Raw genomic sequence first — 16,645 nt, forward strand, 5'->3', positions numbered from 1 at the left:
CCTCCGCTACCGCCAGTTGCTCGGCAGCATCGGCGTGGTCGGGCCATCACCGAAATCGCTGTCGCTAAGCCTCGCCAAGCCGGCAGCCTCGGTCGCTGTATCCCGGCTGACTGTGCCGGCGAGTCCGAACCGCTCAGCACCGTGACGTGACGCCGTCGAGACGACGCTGCCGGGCGGTTCGTCCCAGTCCGGGTCGACGTCGACGCCCATATCCATGTACTCGTCGCCGGGTTGACGCTGGGTGGTGCGGGCGCGTTGCCGCGCCCGCGCCCGACGGCGTTCTGCGGCGCGGGCTTCATCCGCCATCGGCGCCTGCTCCGGCTCGGACGCCTTTTTCCTGGCGCTCGCGCTGGCGCTCGCCGCCATTCCGGAACCGAATCCGATACCAGGAGGCGCCACCGCATAGGGAGGCGTGAAGCCGGCTCCCGACGCGGGCGGCGTGGGGGCCGCCGTGCCGACGGATGCGGGACCGGTCGTAGGAGCAGGACTGGGCGCCGGTGCATTCGTCGGTGCCGCACTGACAGCGGTTGGTGGAGTACTCATCCCGGCCGCGGGCCAGGCGCTGGGCGCAGCAGGCCCGGGCAGTGCGACGGGAGCGGAAGCCGATGGAGGTGCCGCGGTCAACCCGGCCAACCCGGCCAACCCTCCGGCCGACGCGGCCGGTACCACCATCGCGCCGCCCGCCGCGGCCAGCAGTAGCGGGGATTGGCTGATCGCAGTGCCCAACTGCGCTATGTGAGTGGGCCAGTCGAAGATGGCGAGCGCCATCATGTATTGCAGCGCCTGCGCTGGGTTCTGCGACATCTGCATGGAGTCCCCGATCAGTTCGAGGCCTCGAGCGAGGTACCACATTGGTTGGGTGGCGTCAGCGTAGTACTCGTAATCGAGTCCGTTCAGCATTCCGGCGGCGGGGTCCCAGTACACACCGAAGTACTCCAGAATGTCCGCGATGAACGAGGTGACGACGTTGGAAACCAACGGATTGCGAATCAGCGGATTGATGCCGAAGCTGTTCAGGACCGGTTCGAGCGCGTTGAGCGCGACTCGCACCGGATCGAGTGACGCTGCGGGTTGAGCTTGCGCCATCCCGGCAGAACGCAGGATTTGCGGTGCAGGCACCGGAGTTGGCGTCGACGCTACCGACGCGGCTGAAGCGGCTTCGTACACGGTCATCGTGGTCGCGGCCTGGACCCACATCCGGACGTAGTCGGCTTCATTGAGCGCAATCGGGATCGCATTGATCCCGAAGAAGTTGGTCGCGACCAAGGCGGCATGCGTCAGGTGGTTGGCGGCCAGTTCCGGCAGGGTCGGCATGGCGGCCAAGGCCGCGGAGTACGCCGCCGCGACCATCTGGTGCTGCGCGGCGCGCGCCAGGCTGTCCGTGCTGGCCTGCAGTAACCACGCTGCAAAAGGCGCGTGGGCGTCCGTCCATGCTTCGGCGGTGGAACCGTCCCACCAGCCCGGCCGCATGGCGATCAGTCCGCCGACCACGTCAGCCGCGGCGGCGTATTCGGCGCCCAGGGACTGCCACGCCGCCGCGGCCGCCAGCATCGGCCCCGGCCCTGACCCCTGACTCAACAGCGCGGAGTGCACCTCGGGCGGGAGGGCCATCCAGATAGCCGCCGTCATTCAGCCAGGCCTCCGAAGACTGGGAAAGTTTCGGACAGCCTAACTTTTATATTCGCTGTGGCGATACCAGGGGTGTGCGGGATCTAGTGGGCGCTGATAGCCAGCAGTGCGATGTCGTCCTGCGGCCCCAGCTTGGGGATCAGGGTGGCCAGTTCGTCGATCAGGCTCGAGGCATCCGGTCCGGCGTGCTCGGCGGCGAAGGCGGCGAGGCTGCCCTCATTGAACGGATTCGCGCCGCGGCGAGCTTCGACGATGCCGTCGGTGTAGAACAGCAGCGTCTGGCCCGGGTGCAGGATGACGTCACAGGTGTGGAACTTCGCGTCCGCTCGCAGCCCGACCAGGGTTCCCTCGTCGGAGCGCACCTCGGCCGCCGTGCCGCTCCTCGGGTCAAGCAACAGTGCCGGGGGGTGACCTCCGGTCGCGATGGTGATCGAGAAGCCCCGGTCGTCCGGGCGCCGCTGCAGAGTCCCGAACAGGACCGTGCAGAAGCGCCGTGGATCCAGCTCGCGCAGCAGCACCGCGTTGAGTTCCACCAGCCCGTCAATCGGGTCGCTGTAATGCAGAGCCGCAGACCGCAACGTATACCGGATCAGCGATGTCACCACCGCGGCGTCCACCCCGTGGCCTTCGACATCGCCGATGAAGAAGGCCCACCGGTCGCCGCCGAGGGCGAACACGTCGTAGAAATCTCCGCCGACCCGGCGCGGGGACGCCGGGTGATAGTAGGCGGCCAGGGAAGCGCCCTCGACGGTCGGCAGCATCGGTGGCAGCAAGGTTTGCTGCAGCACCGCGGCGTATTCCTCCGTCAGGTCGCGGTCGTACTCCGCGGTGTTGCGGTCGCGGATCGCGACATCGCGATCCTGCCGGGCGTCATCGCGCTCGCGCTGTGCAACGTCCCGCGCCTCCTGGGCGCGGTAGCGCTGGAACCGGGCGTCGTCGCGGGCATCTTCGGCGGCACTGCGCAGACCGCGTTCCACCCCGAGTGCGTCCAGCGACGCCAGCCGCAAATCGAGTTGCTCCATCACGATCGCCGCCAGGTCCTGCAATACCGACAGCTGTTCGTCCGAGACCGTGCGGACATCGGTATCCATCACGGCGACCGTTCCGAGGCTGAATCCGTCGAAGGTCACGATGGGAGCGCACGCGTAAAACCTGACCCGGTGAGCGCGAACAAACCGGTTGTCGGCGGTGCGGGGATCAGAGGACGCGTCGTGTACGACGTAAGGCACGCTGTTCGTCACAGCTGACGCGCACAACCCCTCCTCCCGCGGTATGTGCCCGACGGCCGGTGGGCCGTGTGTGGCGATGAGGAAGATGTCGTCCTCGGCGACGATTGACACCGCCGCCATCGGCATGCCGAGGGACCGGGCCGCTAATCCGGGTATCCGCGCCACCAGCCGATCTGGCGGCATGTCGAGCACGCGATAGCGCTGGAGCGCTTCTAAGCGCAGGTTCTCTGAAATGGTTCGTCACATTCCACACCGGAGGATCATCTGACGCCCCGATTGCCCGAGGGGGGCATGGCAATCATATCCAAAGCCCACCCCGGCAGCTGCCGGTCTCAGCGACCGGTCACCACCCACTGGCGTGGCTTGCGCACCGCGGCAATTCGACAACAAGTACCCTCGATTACGTGCAGCGACGAATTATGGGCATCGAGACTGAGTTCGGTGTCACCTGCACCTTTCACGGGCATCGCCGACTGTCTCCGGACGAGGTGGCCCGCTACCTTTTCCGGCGGGTGGTGTCGTGGGGTCGCAGCTCAAATGTTTTCCTGCGGAATGGCGCACGCCTGTATCTCGACGTGGGCAGCCACCCCGAGTACGCGACCGCCGAATGCGACAGCCTGGTCCAGCTGGTCACCCATGACCGCGCCGGGGAGTGGGTCCTCGAAGACCTGCTGATCGACGCCGAGCAGCGCCTCGCCGATGAGGGCATCGGCGGCGACATCTACCTGTTCAAGAACAACACCGACTCGGCGGGCAACTCCTACGGCTGCCACGAGAACTATCTGATCGTGCGGGCCGGCGAGTTCTCCCGCATCTCCGATGTGCTGTTGCCGTTCCTGGTCACCCGTCAGCTCATCTGCGGGGCGGGCAAGGTGTTGCAGACTCCCAAGGCCGCCACCTTCTGTTTGTCGCAACGCGCCGAACATATTTGGGAAGGCGTCTCGAGCGCGACTACCCGCAGCCGGCCGATCATCAACACCCGTGACGAGCCGCACGCCGACGCCGAGAAGTACCGACGGTTGCACGTCATCGTCGGCGACTCCAACATGTGCGAAACCACCACCATGCTCAAGGTGGGCACCGCGGCGCTGGTGCTCGAGATGATCGAAGCTGGGGTCGCATTCCGCGACTTCTCACTGGACAACCCGATCCGCGCCATCCGCGAGGTCAGCCACGACACCACCGGTCGCAGGCCGGTCCGCCTGGCCGGCGGACGTCAGGCCAGCGCCCTGGACATCCAGCGCGAGTACTACAGCCGCGCCGTCGAGCATCTGCAAACCCGCGAACCCAATGCGCAGATCGAGCAGGTGGTCGACCTGTGGGGCCGCCAGCTCGACGCCGTCGAGAGCCAGGATTTCGCGAAGGTGGACACCGAGATCGACTGGGTGATCAAGCGCAAGCTGTTCCAGCGTTATCAGGACCGATACAACATGGAGCTGTCGGACGCCAAGATCGCTCAGTTGGACCTCGCGTACCACGACATCAAGCGGGGCCGCGGCGTGTTCGACCTGCTGCAGCGCAAGGGGCTGGCGGCCCGGGTGACCACCGACGAGGAAATCGCCGACGCCGTCGACCGTCCGCCGCAGACCACCCGTGCCAGGTTGCGTGGCGAGTTCATCAGCGCCGCGCAGGCTGCCGGGCGCGACTTCACCGTCGACTGGGTGCACCTCAAGCTCAACGACCAGGCGCAACGCACCGTGCTGTGCAAGGACCCGTTCCGGGCCGTCGACGAGCGGGTCAAGCGACTGATCGCGAGCATGTAGCCCTTAACCTGAACCAGATGCCAATCAACAAAGTCGAGCGACTGGTCAACCTGGTCATCGCCCTGCTGTCCACCCGGGGCTACATCACCGCCGACAAGATCAGGTCAAGCGTCGCGGGATACGCCGATAGCCCGTCGGCGGAGGCGTTTTCGCGGATGTTCGAACGCGACAAGAACGAGTTGCGTGACCTGGGCATCCCGCTGGAAGTCGGCAAGGTCTCCAACCTGAATCCCGCCGAGGGATACCGCATCAACCGCGACGCCTACGCTCTGCCGCCCGTCGACCTCACTCGGGAGGAGGCGGCTGCGGTCGCGGTAGCCACCCAATTGTGGAAGTCGCCCGAGTTGATCACGGCCACCCAGGGGGCGCTGCTCAAGTTGCGCGCGGCCGGTGTGGATGTCGACCCCGTCGATACCGGGGCATCGGTGTCGATCGCGTCGCCGACCGGCGTGCCGGGGTTGCGCGAATCCGAAGAGGTCCTCGGAATCCTGTTGTCCGCCATCAATTCTCGGCAGGCCGTACAGTTCCCGCATCGGTCATCGCGCTCGGCGCCCTACGCCACCCGCACCGTCGAACCGTGGGGCGTCATCACCGACAAGGGACGCTGGTACCTGGTTGGCCATGACCGTGACCGCGACGCCACCCGGACCTTCCGGCTCTCCCGCATCGGCGCCGACGTCACCCCGATCGGCGAACCGGGCGCGGTCACCGTCCCTGACGACGTCGACCTGCATCAGGTCGTCGCCGACGCGGTCGCCGAGGGGCCGACCGGAGCGCTGGCCACGGTGTGGGTTGCCGAGGGTCGTGCCACAGCACTACGCCGCGCGGGACGATCCGTCGGACCGCGGCAGTTGGCCGGCCGCGACGGTGAGGTGCTCGAACTGGACATCGGATTCAACGACCGGCTGGCCCGCGAGATCGCGGCCTACGGGGCCGACGCGATCGTGCTGGAGCCGGCGTCGTTGCGTGAGGACGTGCTGACCAGGCTGCGGGGAGCGGCAGGGGAGCGCTCATGACACCCGTCTCCGACCGACTGGTCCGGCTGCTCAACATGGTGCCGTACCTGCAGGCCAACCCCCGGATCACCAAGGCCGAGGCGGCCGCTGAACTCGGCGTCTCCGAAGACCAGCTGCAAAAGGACCTCGAGCAGCTCTGGATGTGCGGCCTGCCCGGCTACGACCCCGGCGATCTCATCGACTTCGAGTTCTCCGGTGACACGGTAAAGGTCACGTTCTCCGCCGGCATCGATCGGCCGCTCAAGCTGACGTCTCCGGAGGCCACCGGACTGCTCGTTGCGCTGCGGGCGCTGGCGGACATTCCTGGCGTGGTCGACCCGGAAGCGGCGCGCAGTGCGATCGCCAAGATCGCCGCGGCGGCCGGTGCCGCCGGGCACGATGACGTCGCGTCCGCCGTCGACGAACCCGCTCCGCTGGAGAGCCGGGCGATCGCGATCGTGCGGGCCGCCGTACGCGACAAGCGAGCCCTGACCATCGACTACTACGCCGCCTCGCACGATTCGCTCACCAGCCGCGTCGTCGACCCCATCCGCGTCCTGCTGGTCGGTGACCACAGCTACCTGGAGGCCTGGTCACGCGAGGCGGAGGGGGTTCGTCTTTTCCGCTTCGACCGGATCGTCGACGCCGCCGAACTGGGCGAGCCGGCCGCGCCCCCGGAACCGGTGCTGCAGTCGCCACCCGATACGTCGTTGTTCGACGGCGACCCCGCGCTGCCGGCGGCGACGTTGCGACTGGCCCCGTCGGCGTCGTGGATGTTCGAGTACTACCCGCTGCGGGAGGCCAGGGAGCTGCCCGATGGCTCCTGCGATGTCACCATGACCTACGCCTCCGAGGACTGGATGACCCGGCTGATTCTCGGTCTTGGTTCGGCCGTGCAGGTCCTGGCGCCGGAACCGCTTGCGCAGCGGGTGCGCGCGGCCGCGGTAGCGGGCGTCGAGGCTTACCAAGCTGTGCAAAACAGCTCTGAACAGGCCTGACGGCGCGGGCCGAGCGGCGCGCGGCGCAGCAACCGTTCGCACGTCCCGGACAGGCCTTCGTGCTGCGGTAGCATCGGGTGAACGTCTGGAGGTAATCAAAGTGGGCAGTCTTCAACCGTGGCACTGGCTGATCCTCGCTGTCGTGGTGATCGTTTTGTTCGGTGCCAAGCGGCTTCCCGATGCGGCGCGCTCGCTGGGCAAGTCGCTGCGCATTTTCAAGTCCGAGGTCCGTGAGCTGCAGAGCGAGAACAAAACCGACTCCTCGATCGAGACCCCTGCTGCGGCCCCCACCCCGGTGCAGTCTCAGCGTGTCGAGCCGCCTGCCCCTGCCGAGCAGGGCCACACCGAAGCGCGGCCGGCGTAGTCCGTCCCCACTTCTGACCGAATGTCGTGAAAGGTCCCAGGGTTTCAGCGCGCGCTTTTGGTCCTCTCAAACGCCTCAACCCGCGCAATCGGCGCAGCCGGGTCAACCCTGACGGGACGATGTCGCTGGTCGACCATCTGACCGAACTGCGCACCCGGTTGTTGATTTCGATGGCCGCGATCGTGGTCACCACGGCGTTCGGCTTCATCTGGTATTCGCACCCGGTCTTCGGGATGGAGAGCCTCGGCGAGTGGCTGCGGCACCCCTATTGCGCGTTGCCGCAGTCGGCGCGGGCGAGTATCAGCGCAGACGGCCAGTGCCGGCTGCTGGCCACCGCGCCGTTCGACCAGTTCATGTTGCGGCTCAAGGTCGGGATGACCGCTGGCGTCGTCTTGGCGTGCCCGGTGTGGTTCTACGAATTGTGGGCGTTCATCACCCCGGGCCTTTACAAGAAGGAGCGCCGGTTTGCGGTGGCGTTCGTGATCCCGGCGGTTTTGCTGTTCGTCGCGGGCGCCGTCCTCGCCTACCTGGTGCTGGCCAAGGCTCTGGGCTTCTTGCTGACCGTCGGCAGCGACGTGCAGGTGACGGCGCTGTCGGGCGACCGGTACTTCGGCTTCCTGATCAATCTGCTGGTGGTGTTCGGAGTCAGCTTCGAATTTCCCTTGTTGATCGTGATGCTCAACGTCGCCGGCATGCTGACCTACGAGCGGCTCAAAGCCTGGCGCCGCGGGCTGATCTTCGCGATGTTCCTGTTCGCCGCGGTGTTCACGCCGGGGTCCGACCCGTTCTCGATGACCGCGCTCGGTTTGGCCCTGACCGTGCTGCTGGAATTCGCCATTCAGATCGCCCGGATACACGACAAGCGGAAAGCCAGGCGCGAAGCCGCCGCAATCCCCGATGACGAGGCATCGGTCATCGAACCACCTTCGCCGATACCGGCGCCGTCGGTGATCGGCGGAACGCATGACGACGTCACCTGAGGTCGGTCTGCCCGAGCTGGCCCGGTTCGCGGCCGAGCTGGCGTTTCCCCTCGACGACTTCCAGCGGCGGGCCTGTGCCGCCCTGGAAGGCGGTCACGGGGTGCTGGTCTGCGCGCCGACGGGTGCGGGCAAGACGGTCGTCGGTGAATTCGCTGTGCACCTGGCGCTGGCGGGTGGCGGCAAATGTTTCTACACCACGCCGCTGAAGGCGTTGAGCAACCAGAAGCACACAGATCTGACGGTGCGCTACGGCAAGGACAAGATCGGGCTGCTGACCGGTGACCTGTCGGTCAATGCCGAAGCCTCGGTGGTGGTGATGACCACCGAGGTGCTGCGTAACATGCTCTACGCGGATTCGGCTGCGCTGCAAGGTCTTTCCCACGTGGTGATGGATGAGGTGCACTTCCTGGCCGACCGGATGCGCGGTCCGGTTTGGGAGGAAGTCATCCTCCATCTGCCCGAAGAGGTGCGTCTGGTCAGCCTGTCGGCGACGGTGAGCAACGCCGAGGAGTTCGGCGGCTGGATACAGACGGTGCGCGGCGACACCACAGTGGTTGTCGACGAGCACCGACCGGTGCCGTTGTGGCAACACGTCCTTGTCGGCAAGCGGATGTTCGACCTGTTCGACTACCGCTCCGACGGCGCCGCCAAGGACAAGCCGCACGTCAACCCCGAACTCCTGCGCCACATCGCAAACCGCCGTGAGGCCGACCGGATGTCGGACTGGCAGCCGCGCCGGCGCAATCCCGGACGCCCCGCCCGGCCGCGCTTCTACCGGCCGCCGGCGCGCCCGGACGTCATCGCCGCCCTGGACTCGGCCGGGTTACTGCCGGCCATCACCTTCGTGTTCTCCCGCGCCGGCTGCGACGCCGCGGTGCAGCAGTGCCTGCGCTCGCCGCTGAAGCTGACCACCGAGCAGGAACGCGCGCAGATCGCCGAGGTCATCGAGCACCGCTGCGGCGATCTGGCCGACGCCGACCTGGCCGTGCTCGGCTACTACGAGTGGCGCGAGGGGTTGCTGCGCGGCATCGCCGCCCACCACGCCGGCATGCTGCCGGCCTTTCGGCACACCGTCGAGGAGCTCTTCACGGCCGGCTTGATCCGGGCGGTCTTCGCGACCGAAACGCTGGCGCTGGGCATCAACATGCCGGCCCGCACGGTCGTGCTGGAGAAACTGGTCAAGTTCAATGGTGAGCAGCATGTGCCGCTGACCCCGGGGGAGTACACCCAGCTGACCGGGCGTGCCGGGCGCCGGGGAATCGACATCGAGGGCCACGCGGTCGTGCTGTGGCACCCGGACGTCGAGCCGTCTGAGGTCGCCGGCCTGGCATCGACCCGCACATTCCCGCTGCGCAGCTCGTTTGCGCCGTCCTACAACATGACGATCAACCTGGTGCACCAGCTGGGCCCGGAACAGGCGCACCGGCTGCTCGAGCAGTCGTTCGCCCAGTATCAGGCGGACCGTTCCGTCGTCGGTCTGGTGCGCGGCATCGACCGCGGCAAATCGATGCTCGACGAGATCGCGGCCGAGCTGGGCGGGCATGAGGCTCCGGTCCTCGAATATGCCCGGTTGCGGGCACAGATCAGCGAGGTGGAACGGTCCCAGGCCCGCGCGTCCAGACTGCACCGACGGCAGGCTGCCAGTGATGCCCTGGCTGCCCTCAAGCGCGGTGACATCATCAACATCAACCACGGGCGGCGGGGTGGTTTGGCGGTGGTCCTGGAATCCGCACGCGACCGCGACGACCCGCGACCCCTGGTGCTGACCGAACATCGCTGGGCCGGCCGCATCTCCTCGGCCGACTATTCGGGTACAACGCCCCCGGTCGGGTCGATGACGCTGCCCAAGCGGGTCGAACACCGCCAGCCGCGGGTGCGCCGTGATCTGGCCTCCGCGCTGCGCTCAGCGGTGGAGGGCCTGACGATTCCGGCAGGCCGGCGTCCGAAGGACGATTCCCATTACGACCCGGAGCTGACGTCGTTGCGCGAGCAGCTGCGCCGGCACCCGTCCCACAATTCGCCCGGTCTGGAGGAGCAGGTCCGCCAGGCCGAACGCTACCTGCGCATCGAACGCGACAACGCGCAGCTACAGCGAAAGGTGGCCGCTGCCACCAATTCCCTGGCTCGCACCTTCGACCGGATCGTCGGCCTGCTAACCGAACGCGAGTTCATCCAGGGGCCGCCGACGGACCCGCACGTCACCGACGACGGCCGGTTGCTGGCCCGGATCTACAGCGAGAGCGACCTTTTGGTGGCAGAGTGCCTGCGCACCGGCGCATGGGCGGGGCTGAAGCCCGCCGAGTTGGCCGCGGTGGTGTCGGCCGTGCTCTACGAGGCCCGCGGCGGTGACGGTCCGGGGGCCCCCTCGGCACTGATGTGCCGACGCCGCGGCTGCGGCAGGCGCTCGGGCAGACCGCGCGGTTGTCCGCGGCGTTACGCGCCGACGAGCAGACCCATCGGATCGGTCAGACCCGCGAACCCGACGACGGCTTCGTCCAGGTGATCTACCGCTGGGCGCGTAGCGGCGACCTGGCCGCGACGCTGGCGGCCGCCGATGCGTACGGGTCGGGATCTCCGCTGTCAGCGGGGGATTTCGTGCGCTGGTGCCGCCAGGTGCTCGACTTGCTGGACCAGGTGCGCAACGCGGCGCCCGACCCTGACGTGCGGTCGACGGCCAAGCGCGCTATCAATGACATTCGGCGCGGCGTCGTCGCAGTTGACGCCGGGTAGGCTAGGCCGGAGCTACGGTTACATCCGGAACGCGTACAGGGGCCACCAGGGGCCGACGGTGGCGAGGATAAATCAGACTGAGGAGCAACGATGAGTGGACCGCAGGGGCCAAACCAGTCATGGCAGCCGCCAGGGGGTTCCTCGGACCCGACCGTGGCGGGCTCGCCATGGCAGCAGCAGTCGGGGGGTCAGGACGCTACCTGGCATGCCCAGTCGTACCCCGCCGCCGAGTATCCCGGTTACCAGCAGCCGGCTGATCCCGCATACCCGCAGCAGTCGCCCGGGTATGGCTCAGACTTCGGTTCGCAGGCGACCCAGTACGGCGCCACCCCGCAGTACGGTCAGCCGCAGCAGTACGGTCAGCCACAACAGTACGGTCAGCCGCAGCAATACGGGCAGCCGCAGCAGTACGGTCAGCCCGGACAGCCGGGCCAGTACCCGCAGCAGCCTTACGCTCAGGCGCCGCAGGGCAAGAATCGTTCCAAAGCCTTCCTTGGCGCCGTGATCGGCGGCATCGCGCTGCTTTTCGTGATCGTCATCCTGGTGCTCGGTTTCGTCGTGCCCGGGTTTTTCGTCACCACCAAGCTCAACGTCAACAAGGCCAATACCGATGTGCAGTCGATTCTGACCGACGAGACCAACGGCTACGGCGCCAAGAACGTCAAGGACGTCAAGTGCAACGGCGGTTCGGACCCGGTCGTCAAGAAGGGCGGCACCTTCGACTGCACCGTGAGCATCGACGGCGCCAACAAGCACGTGACGGTGACCTTCCAGGACGACAAGGGCACGTACGAGGTCGGCAGGCCTCAGTAAGTTACAGGGCGTCGAGCGCTTTTTGCAGGCGCGAGATGGAGGATCCGACGCCGTAGCGGGTGGCAAGGTCGGCGGTGCGCTTCGGGTCGGCCGCGTGCAGCGGCAGCTCGTCGGTGGGTGTGGAGATGGTGACTGGCGCGTCCGTGGCTACGCGCACCACCTTTTCAGCCGCCTCGATGTAGTCGGTCGCGGACTTCAATTTGGTGCGTAACCCTTTGGCCATTTTGGACTTTGGGTCTTCGGCCGCCGCCACGATCTGCTCCAGCGAGCCGTGCTGGGCGAGCAGCGTGGCCGCGGTCTTCTCGCCGACTCCCGGCACGCCTGGCAGGCCGTCGGACGGATCACCGCGCAGCAACGCGAGTTCGGCGTAGGCCGGTCCGGCCCTGTCGACCGGGACCCCGTACTGTTCGGCGACCTGGGCGGGTCCGAATAAGGTGGCCTTGGACAGGCCGCGGCCCAGGTAGAGCACCTTCACGGGGACGGGTTCGTCGGCGACCACCTGCAGCAGATCGCGGTCTCCGCTGACCACCACTACCGGGTCGTTGCGTTCCTGGGCGGCTAGGGTTCCCAGCACGTCGTCCGCCTCGAAGCCCGGGGCGCCGGCCGTGGGGATTCCGAAGGCGTCCAGCAACTCCATGATCATGTCGACCTGGGGGGTGAGGTCGTCGGGAACTTCTTCCACGTCAGGTTCGCCGGCCGGTTCTTCTTCGGCGACGCGGTGCGCTTTGTAGGAGGGGATGAGGTCCACCCGGAACTGTGGGCGCCAGTCCAGGTCCAGGCACACGGCCAGCCTGCTCGGTTTGTGCTGGGTGATCACCACTGCCATCGAATCGATGAATCCGCGCACGGCGTTCACCGGTCTGCCGTCTGGAGCCTTGATCGATGACGGCACGCCGAAGTACGAGCGAAACCACATACTGGCGCCGTCCAGCAACAACAGGGGTGCGGGCATGCTGCCAATCCTGCCAGGCCGTCCGGTTAGCCTGGCTGCCATGGACGCTGACCGATTCGAGGCCGAGGTGTACGCCCGACGGCTGGGTGCCGCAGCATCGCTGGCGGCCCGCGCCGGCCTGGCCGGGCTGGTGATCACGCCGGGCTATGACCTGCGTTATCTGCTCGGGTCACGCGCGGAGACGTTCGAGCGGTTGACTGCCTTGGTGGTCCCTGCCGTCGGCGAGCCGACGGTGGTGCTGCCGCGGCTCGAGCTGGCGTCATTGAAGGATTCCGCGGCCTTCGAACTGGGTCTGAGCGTGCGGGACTGGGTCGACGGGGAAAACCCGTATGCGTTGGTTTCCGGTGCTCTGGGCGGCGTCGGCGCGGTGGCGGTGGCCGATGGGATGCCGGCCTTGCACCTGTTGCCGTTGGCTGCCGAGTTGGGTGTATTGCCGGTGTTGGCCACCGAAGTGTTGCGTGAGTTGCGGATGGTCAAGGAGACGGCCGAGATTGACGCGCTGCGGGCGGCCGGTGCCGCGATTGATCGCGTGCACGCGCGGGTGCCCTCGTTCTTGGTGCCGGGCCGGACCGAGGCCGAGGTCGCCGCTGATATCTCGGAAGCGATTGTCGCAGAGGGACATTCAGAGGTGGCGTTTGTTATCGTCGGGTCGGGCCCGCACGGCGCCGACCCGCACCACGGGTATTCGGATCGTGTGCTGGCGCAGGGCGACATCGTCGTCGTCGACATCGGCGGCGTGTATGCGCCCGGTTATCACTCGGATTCGACCCGCACCTATAGTCTTGGTGACCCGGATTCTACTGTTGCTCAACAATATTCGGTTTTGCAGCGGGCTCAGCGCGCCGCGGTCGAAATGGTCCGCCCGGGTGTGACGGCGGCGCAGGTCGATGCTGCGGCCCGCGACGTGTTGGACCAGGCCGGCCTGGCGGAGTATTTCGTGCACCGCACCGGGCATGGCATCGGATTGGGCGTGCATGAGGAGCCCTACATCGTTGCCGGCAACGAACTGCCGCTGGCCACGGGTATGGCGTTTTCCATCGAACCGGGCATCTACTTTCCGGGGCGGTGGGGTGCCCGCATCGAGGACATCGTGGTGGTGACGCCGGACGGAGCGGTGTCGGTCAACAACCAGCCGCATGAGCTTGTCGTGGTGCCGGTCTCGTAGGCCTCAGCCGTCACATCTGTACCGGAATTCCGGGGCATGACTCCGGCTGAAAAGCGATATCGCATGCGATATCACGGGCTTTAGATCTGCGCCTGAAGGAACCACGCGAGGTGGTAGTTGGCGGTCGCCTTGTCGCCGCCCACCAGCGCATCGATAGCAGCGAGCAGTTGCCAGTTGCCCACTTGGTGTGCGTCGACATGGTCGGGATAACTGTCCAGGACGCACTTGCTTGTTGTCGCCAGATGCTCGCGCAGAAGGTCGATCTCTGAGTCCAGCACGCCGGTGCCGGCGGAGGTCGCTTTCGCGAGGGTGTGTGCCAATCGTGGTAAGCCGTCGCGCCACTGGGTGGCTTGGCTGAGTTCCCAGCCGAGGTCGCTGACGTCTGGGACGGACCGAGGTCGCGGTGAGGTGGGGTTCGGTTCAGCGTCGTCGGGCAGGAGATGGATTGGGGTGTAGCTGGCGATGACGGTGGCGTCGCCGAGTAGGGCTTCCAGGTTGCCGCGGCGCCGTGCAGGCGGTAGCAGGGTTACCGCCGACGGCAGGTCGATGCCGGGAGGGATCCATCCGCTGGCCAGATCGGTCACCAGCAGGGTCGTCTTATCGGCGCGGTCTCCGGCGGCCCAGGCCAGCCGAGGTTGTTGACGGGCGACGGCGTTGATCAAGCGCTGCAATCGTTTTCGCGCAGTGGAATCGGCCGAAGCAGTTCCGATCGCGGCTCCGGTTGCGGTGGCGGTGACGGCCTGGGTTCCTTGCGCTGAAGTGGGCAGCGGGGTATTGGCGGGGACGGTTTGACGCACGACAGCCGGCTGGTTGGTGGGGGATTGGCCGGCAGAGGGCGTCACCGGCGCGGAGGTTGGCGTGGCCGACGGGGGGAGCGGCGTGCTCGGTGGTGTCGGCGCGGTGATCGTCGTTGCGACGGGAGGCCGCAAATCGGAGCCGTAGGTCGGCAACGGACCTACGGCCTGCGGCGATACGGGCGGCGAAATTTGTTGTGGTGCAGCGACTATCGGGGTAGGCGGTGCTTCAGCGGCCGGCGCGTGGTGTACCGGCGGCGGAGAATCAACTACTGGAACGTGCACCTGTGAACTCGCGACCGCGGACGGGATTGTCTGCGCGGCATGGGAAATCTGCGGTTCGGTCGATGTGATCGGGACAGACGGCGTTGCGTGCGCGGCTGCCGAGAATGGCGCGCCCGACTCCATGCCTTTGTTGAAGCTTTGGGCTAGTTCGGTGGGGGAGATGGTTGGCGTGGGGGGAGATGGGGCGACGGCCGCTTCGGGAAGAACAGTACGACCGCCAACGATCGAAGACATTGGCGAGCCTATCGGACTCACCGGCATTGCCGGTGCGCTTGGGGCAGCAGTGACCGAAGCTGGTGGAAGCGCAGCAGATAGCCCCGCCATGGACCCACGGTAGACATGACCCGTTGGTGCTTGGCCAGTTTCCAACACCTCTGGCGACGACCTTGCTGCTGTTGGAGGCCTACTAGCAGCGCCCGGCTGAATGGACACGGGTAGCGCTCCGACAGATTGGAGCTCCGGTTCTGAGTGCTGAGATGCTCCTGCACCGGGCGCGGGCATCGCCGTGGGTAACTTTCCGGTTGTTAAGACCTCCGAGGTGTCGGTTTTCCCGAGCATGCCTAGTACTCGCTTACTCAGTTCTCGATCGTTGCTCGGGCGTTCGAACATTTGACCCACGTCCACGCCCTGCGATCGAGCGAACTGTCGAGCTCGTACCTTGCCGCCGTCCACGTCGAGGACGCGCTGTATCGCATCAATTACGTTGCCGGTGTACTTTGCGGCAACAACGCGAGCAGTCGCCTGGTAGCGGAGGATCAGCGCTACGATCGCCGTCGCCTTGGCTTCCGCTGGATCCTTCGAACGCTCAATCCCTTGGATCTGTAGATTGCCCTCTTCTGCCAATGCGGTGAGGTCGTGCTGAAGGCTCAGCATGCTTTCGTAGGCCGCGCCGTAAGCGGTCTGCTTAATTAAGTTTTTTTCACCGACAGCGCTGGCACGTCGCTCACCGTTGCGAAACGCGCTGCGGAGATCGTCAATCGTGTGGCCACGTTGTTCGGTTAATGCCCCCGTTCTGGCTCTGCGGAGATCTTCACCAAACATTTTAAAAGCAATTTCAACCGCTCCTCGGTTGGTTCGGCCATGCGAAAGAATCTGGATGTCTTGGTCGTCGGGCCACTGATCACCTATGAGTAGCCGCGACCATTTTCCGGGCGGGAATGTCATTGGCAGATTTCCCGCACGGCCGAACCGTTGGTTTCTATGGCTTGTCGTGATGCGTCGATGTTTGCGTCCGTCGCTTCGGCTAGGTAATCAAGGGCAAGCTGCTGATAGGAGTCAGCGAGCGCCCGTACGGCGGCCGCGAGGTCAGCAGCAGTGGATGGTTCGCGACCCAAAATCTTGAGCAAATACTCGCCACCATCAAAGAGCGCGATTCTTGCATTTGCTGCCAAAGCGAGAATCGTCGTTGGGTCGTTTTCGCCAGACCGTCCCGTGTTGGCAAGCACCGCGTGATGCACGGTTACGTAAGCAGCGCACACCTTCGACTTCGCGTCCGCGACCTCCTGACTCGAGTACGTCGGCGCCGGCGGGGGCTCATTCTTCGGCAGCGGCCGGAACCAGGCACCGATAGCGACGCCGATCGCCACGAAAGCAATCACAAGCGACACGATCGCGAGCCCGCGCGATGGACGGCTACCTGCTGACAGCGGGGCTGCCGCCCACGCTGGTGGCGCAGGCTGCGGGGGAGGCACATTCGACACGCGTGGATCGTAACGTTCCTGCGAAAATTCGCCAGTCAGGATTTGCTGATTCAACAAGTATCGGGCTATTAACTGCATATAATCCCCAAGAAACCAGCGACAGATATTTGCTGACGGCCCCGTCAGCGCCCCTCGTCATCGCGCTTGACGTCCGGGAGCGCAATCCGTCTGGTCGCAACCGGCTTGCCGTCAACGTGCTTGGTCACCGTCGGCGCGGGCGGCGGAACGGTGATGCGTCCTTGTCCCGC

The 16,645-nt window shown here is 66.3% G+C and carries 12 protein-coding genes and 1 pseudogene; 8 read left to right on the forward strand and 5 right to left on the reverse strand.

Features of this window, described 5'->3' with window-relative positions:
• Nucleotides 1-6: 6 nt before the first annotated feature.
• Nucleotides 7-1,629: a PPE family protein gene (locus tag ACNQS7_RS33080; RefSeq protein WP_418015832.1), complete on the reverse strand. Its 1,623-nt coding sequence runs from the start codon at nucleotides 1,627-1,629 to the stop codon at nucleotides 7-9.
• 83 nt (nucleotides 1,630-1,712) lie between these two features.
• Entirely contained in the window at nucleotides 1,713-3,041 is a 1,329-nt protein-coding gene (locus ACNQS7_RS33085) for a SpoIIE family protein phosphatase (protein ID WP_418015833.1), read from the reverse strand.
• A 221-nt stretch (nucleotides 3,042-3,262) separates the two neighbouring features.
• Between ACNQS7_RS33085 and pafA the strand changes: the two genes are divergently transcribed.
• From pafA to ACNQS7_RS33120, 7 genes and pseudogenes are all read left to right on the forward strand, one after another.
• Complete coding sequence (pafA, locus tag ACNQS7_RS33090) at nucleotides 3,263-4,621, forward strand: Pup--protein ligase (protein ID WP_120793091.1); 1,359 nt, start codon at nucleotides 3,263-3,265, stop codon at nucleotides 4,619-4,621.
• A gap of 17 nt (nucleotides 4,622-4,638) precedes the next feature.
• Nucleotides 4,639-5,637: a helix-turn-helix transcriptional regulator gene (locus ACNQS7_RS33095; RefSeq protein ID WP_418015834.1), complete on the forward strand. Its 999-nt coding sequence runs from the start codon at nucleotides 4,639-4,641 to the stop codon at nucleotides 5,635-5,637.
• Nucleotides 5,634-6,614, forward strand: coding sequence for a helix-turn-helix transcriptional regulator (locus ACNQS7_RS33100; protein ID WP_418015835.1), 981 nt, complete (start codon nucleotides 5,634-5,636; stop codon nucleotides 6,612-6,614). The genes ACNQS7_RS33095 and ACNQS7_RS33100 overlap by 4 nt, the downstream gene beginning before the upstream one ends.
• Before the next feature lie 100 nt (nucleotides 6,615-6,714).
• A complete protein-coding gene (gene tatA, locus ACNQS7_RS33105; protein ID WP_055579724.1) occupies nucleotides 6,715-6,978 on the forward strand; it encodes a Sec-independent protein translocase subunit TatA in 264 nt (87 codons plus the stop codon).
• Nucleotides 6,979-7,004: 26 nt separating this feature from the next.
• Nucleotides 7,005-7,958, forward strand: coding sequence for a twin-arginine translocase subunit TatC (tatC, locus tag ACNQS7_RS33110; protein ID WP_418015836.1), 954 nt, complete (start codon nucleotides 7,005-7,007; stop codon nucleotides 7,956-7,958).
• Nucleotides 7,942-10,688 (forward strand): annotated as a pseudogene (locus tag ACNQS7_RS33115) (DEAD/DEAH box helicase). Before tatC ends, ACNQS7_RS33115 begins: the two are co-directional and overlap by 17 nt.
• A 90-nt stretch (nucleotides 10,689-10,778) precedes the next feature.
• On the forward strand, nucleotides 10,779-11,501 hold the full coding sequence (locus ACNQS7_RS33120) for a DUF4333 domain-containing protein (RefSeq protein ID WP_418015837.1): 723 nt from the start codon (nucleotides 10,779-10,781) through the stop codon (nucleotides 11,499-11,501).
• Between the two features lies 1 nt (nucleotide 11,502).
• On the opposite strand, the gene ACNQS7_RS33125 is transcribed toward ACNQS7_RS33120, so the two are convergent.
• Complete coding sequence (locus ACNQS7_RS33125; RefSeq protein WP_310767383.1) at nucleotides 11,503-12,453, reverse strand: 5'-3' exonuclease; 951 nt, start codon at nucleotides 12,451-12,453, stop codon at nucleotides 11,503-11,505.
• 40 nt (nucleotides 12,454-12,493) lie between these two features.
• On the opposite strand from ACNQS7_RS33125, the gene ACNQS7_RS33130 reads away from it, so the two are divergent.
• Complete coding sequence (locus tag ACNQS7_RS33130) at nucleotides 12,494-13,618, forward strand: M24 family metallopeptidase (protein ID WP_418015838.1); 1,125 nt, start codon at nucleotides 12,494-12,496, stop codon at nucleotides 13,616-13,618.
• A gap of 80 nt (nucleotides 13,619-13,698) precedes the next feature.
• Here the strand turns inward: ACNQS7_RS33130 and ACNQS7_RS33135 are convergent, their stop codons facing one another.
• Nucleotides 13,699-15,861, reverse strand: a complete 2,163-nt coding sequence (locus tag ACNQS7_RS33135) for a DUF5631 domain-containing protein (RefSeq protein ID WP_418015839.1) — start codon at nucleotides 15,859-15,861, stop codon at nucleotides 13,699-13,701.
• A complete protein-coding gene (locus ACNQS7_RS33140; protein WP_418015840.1) occupies nucleotides 15,858-16,451 on the reverse strand; it encodes a hypothetical protein in 594 nt (197 codons plus the stop codon). The genes ACNQS7_RS33135 and ACNQS7_RS33140 overlap by 4 nt, the downstream gene beginning before the upstream one ends.
• Between the last annotated feature and the right edge of the window lie 194 nt (nucleotides 16,452-16,645).

This window comes from Mycobacterium sp. 23 (assembly GCF_048287075.1).
GTDB lineage: Bacteria > Actinomycetota > Actinomycetes > Mycobacteriales > Mycobacteriaceae > Mycobacterium > Mycobacterium gordonae_B.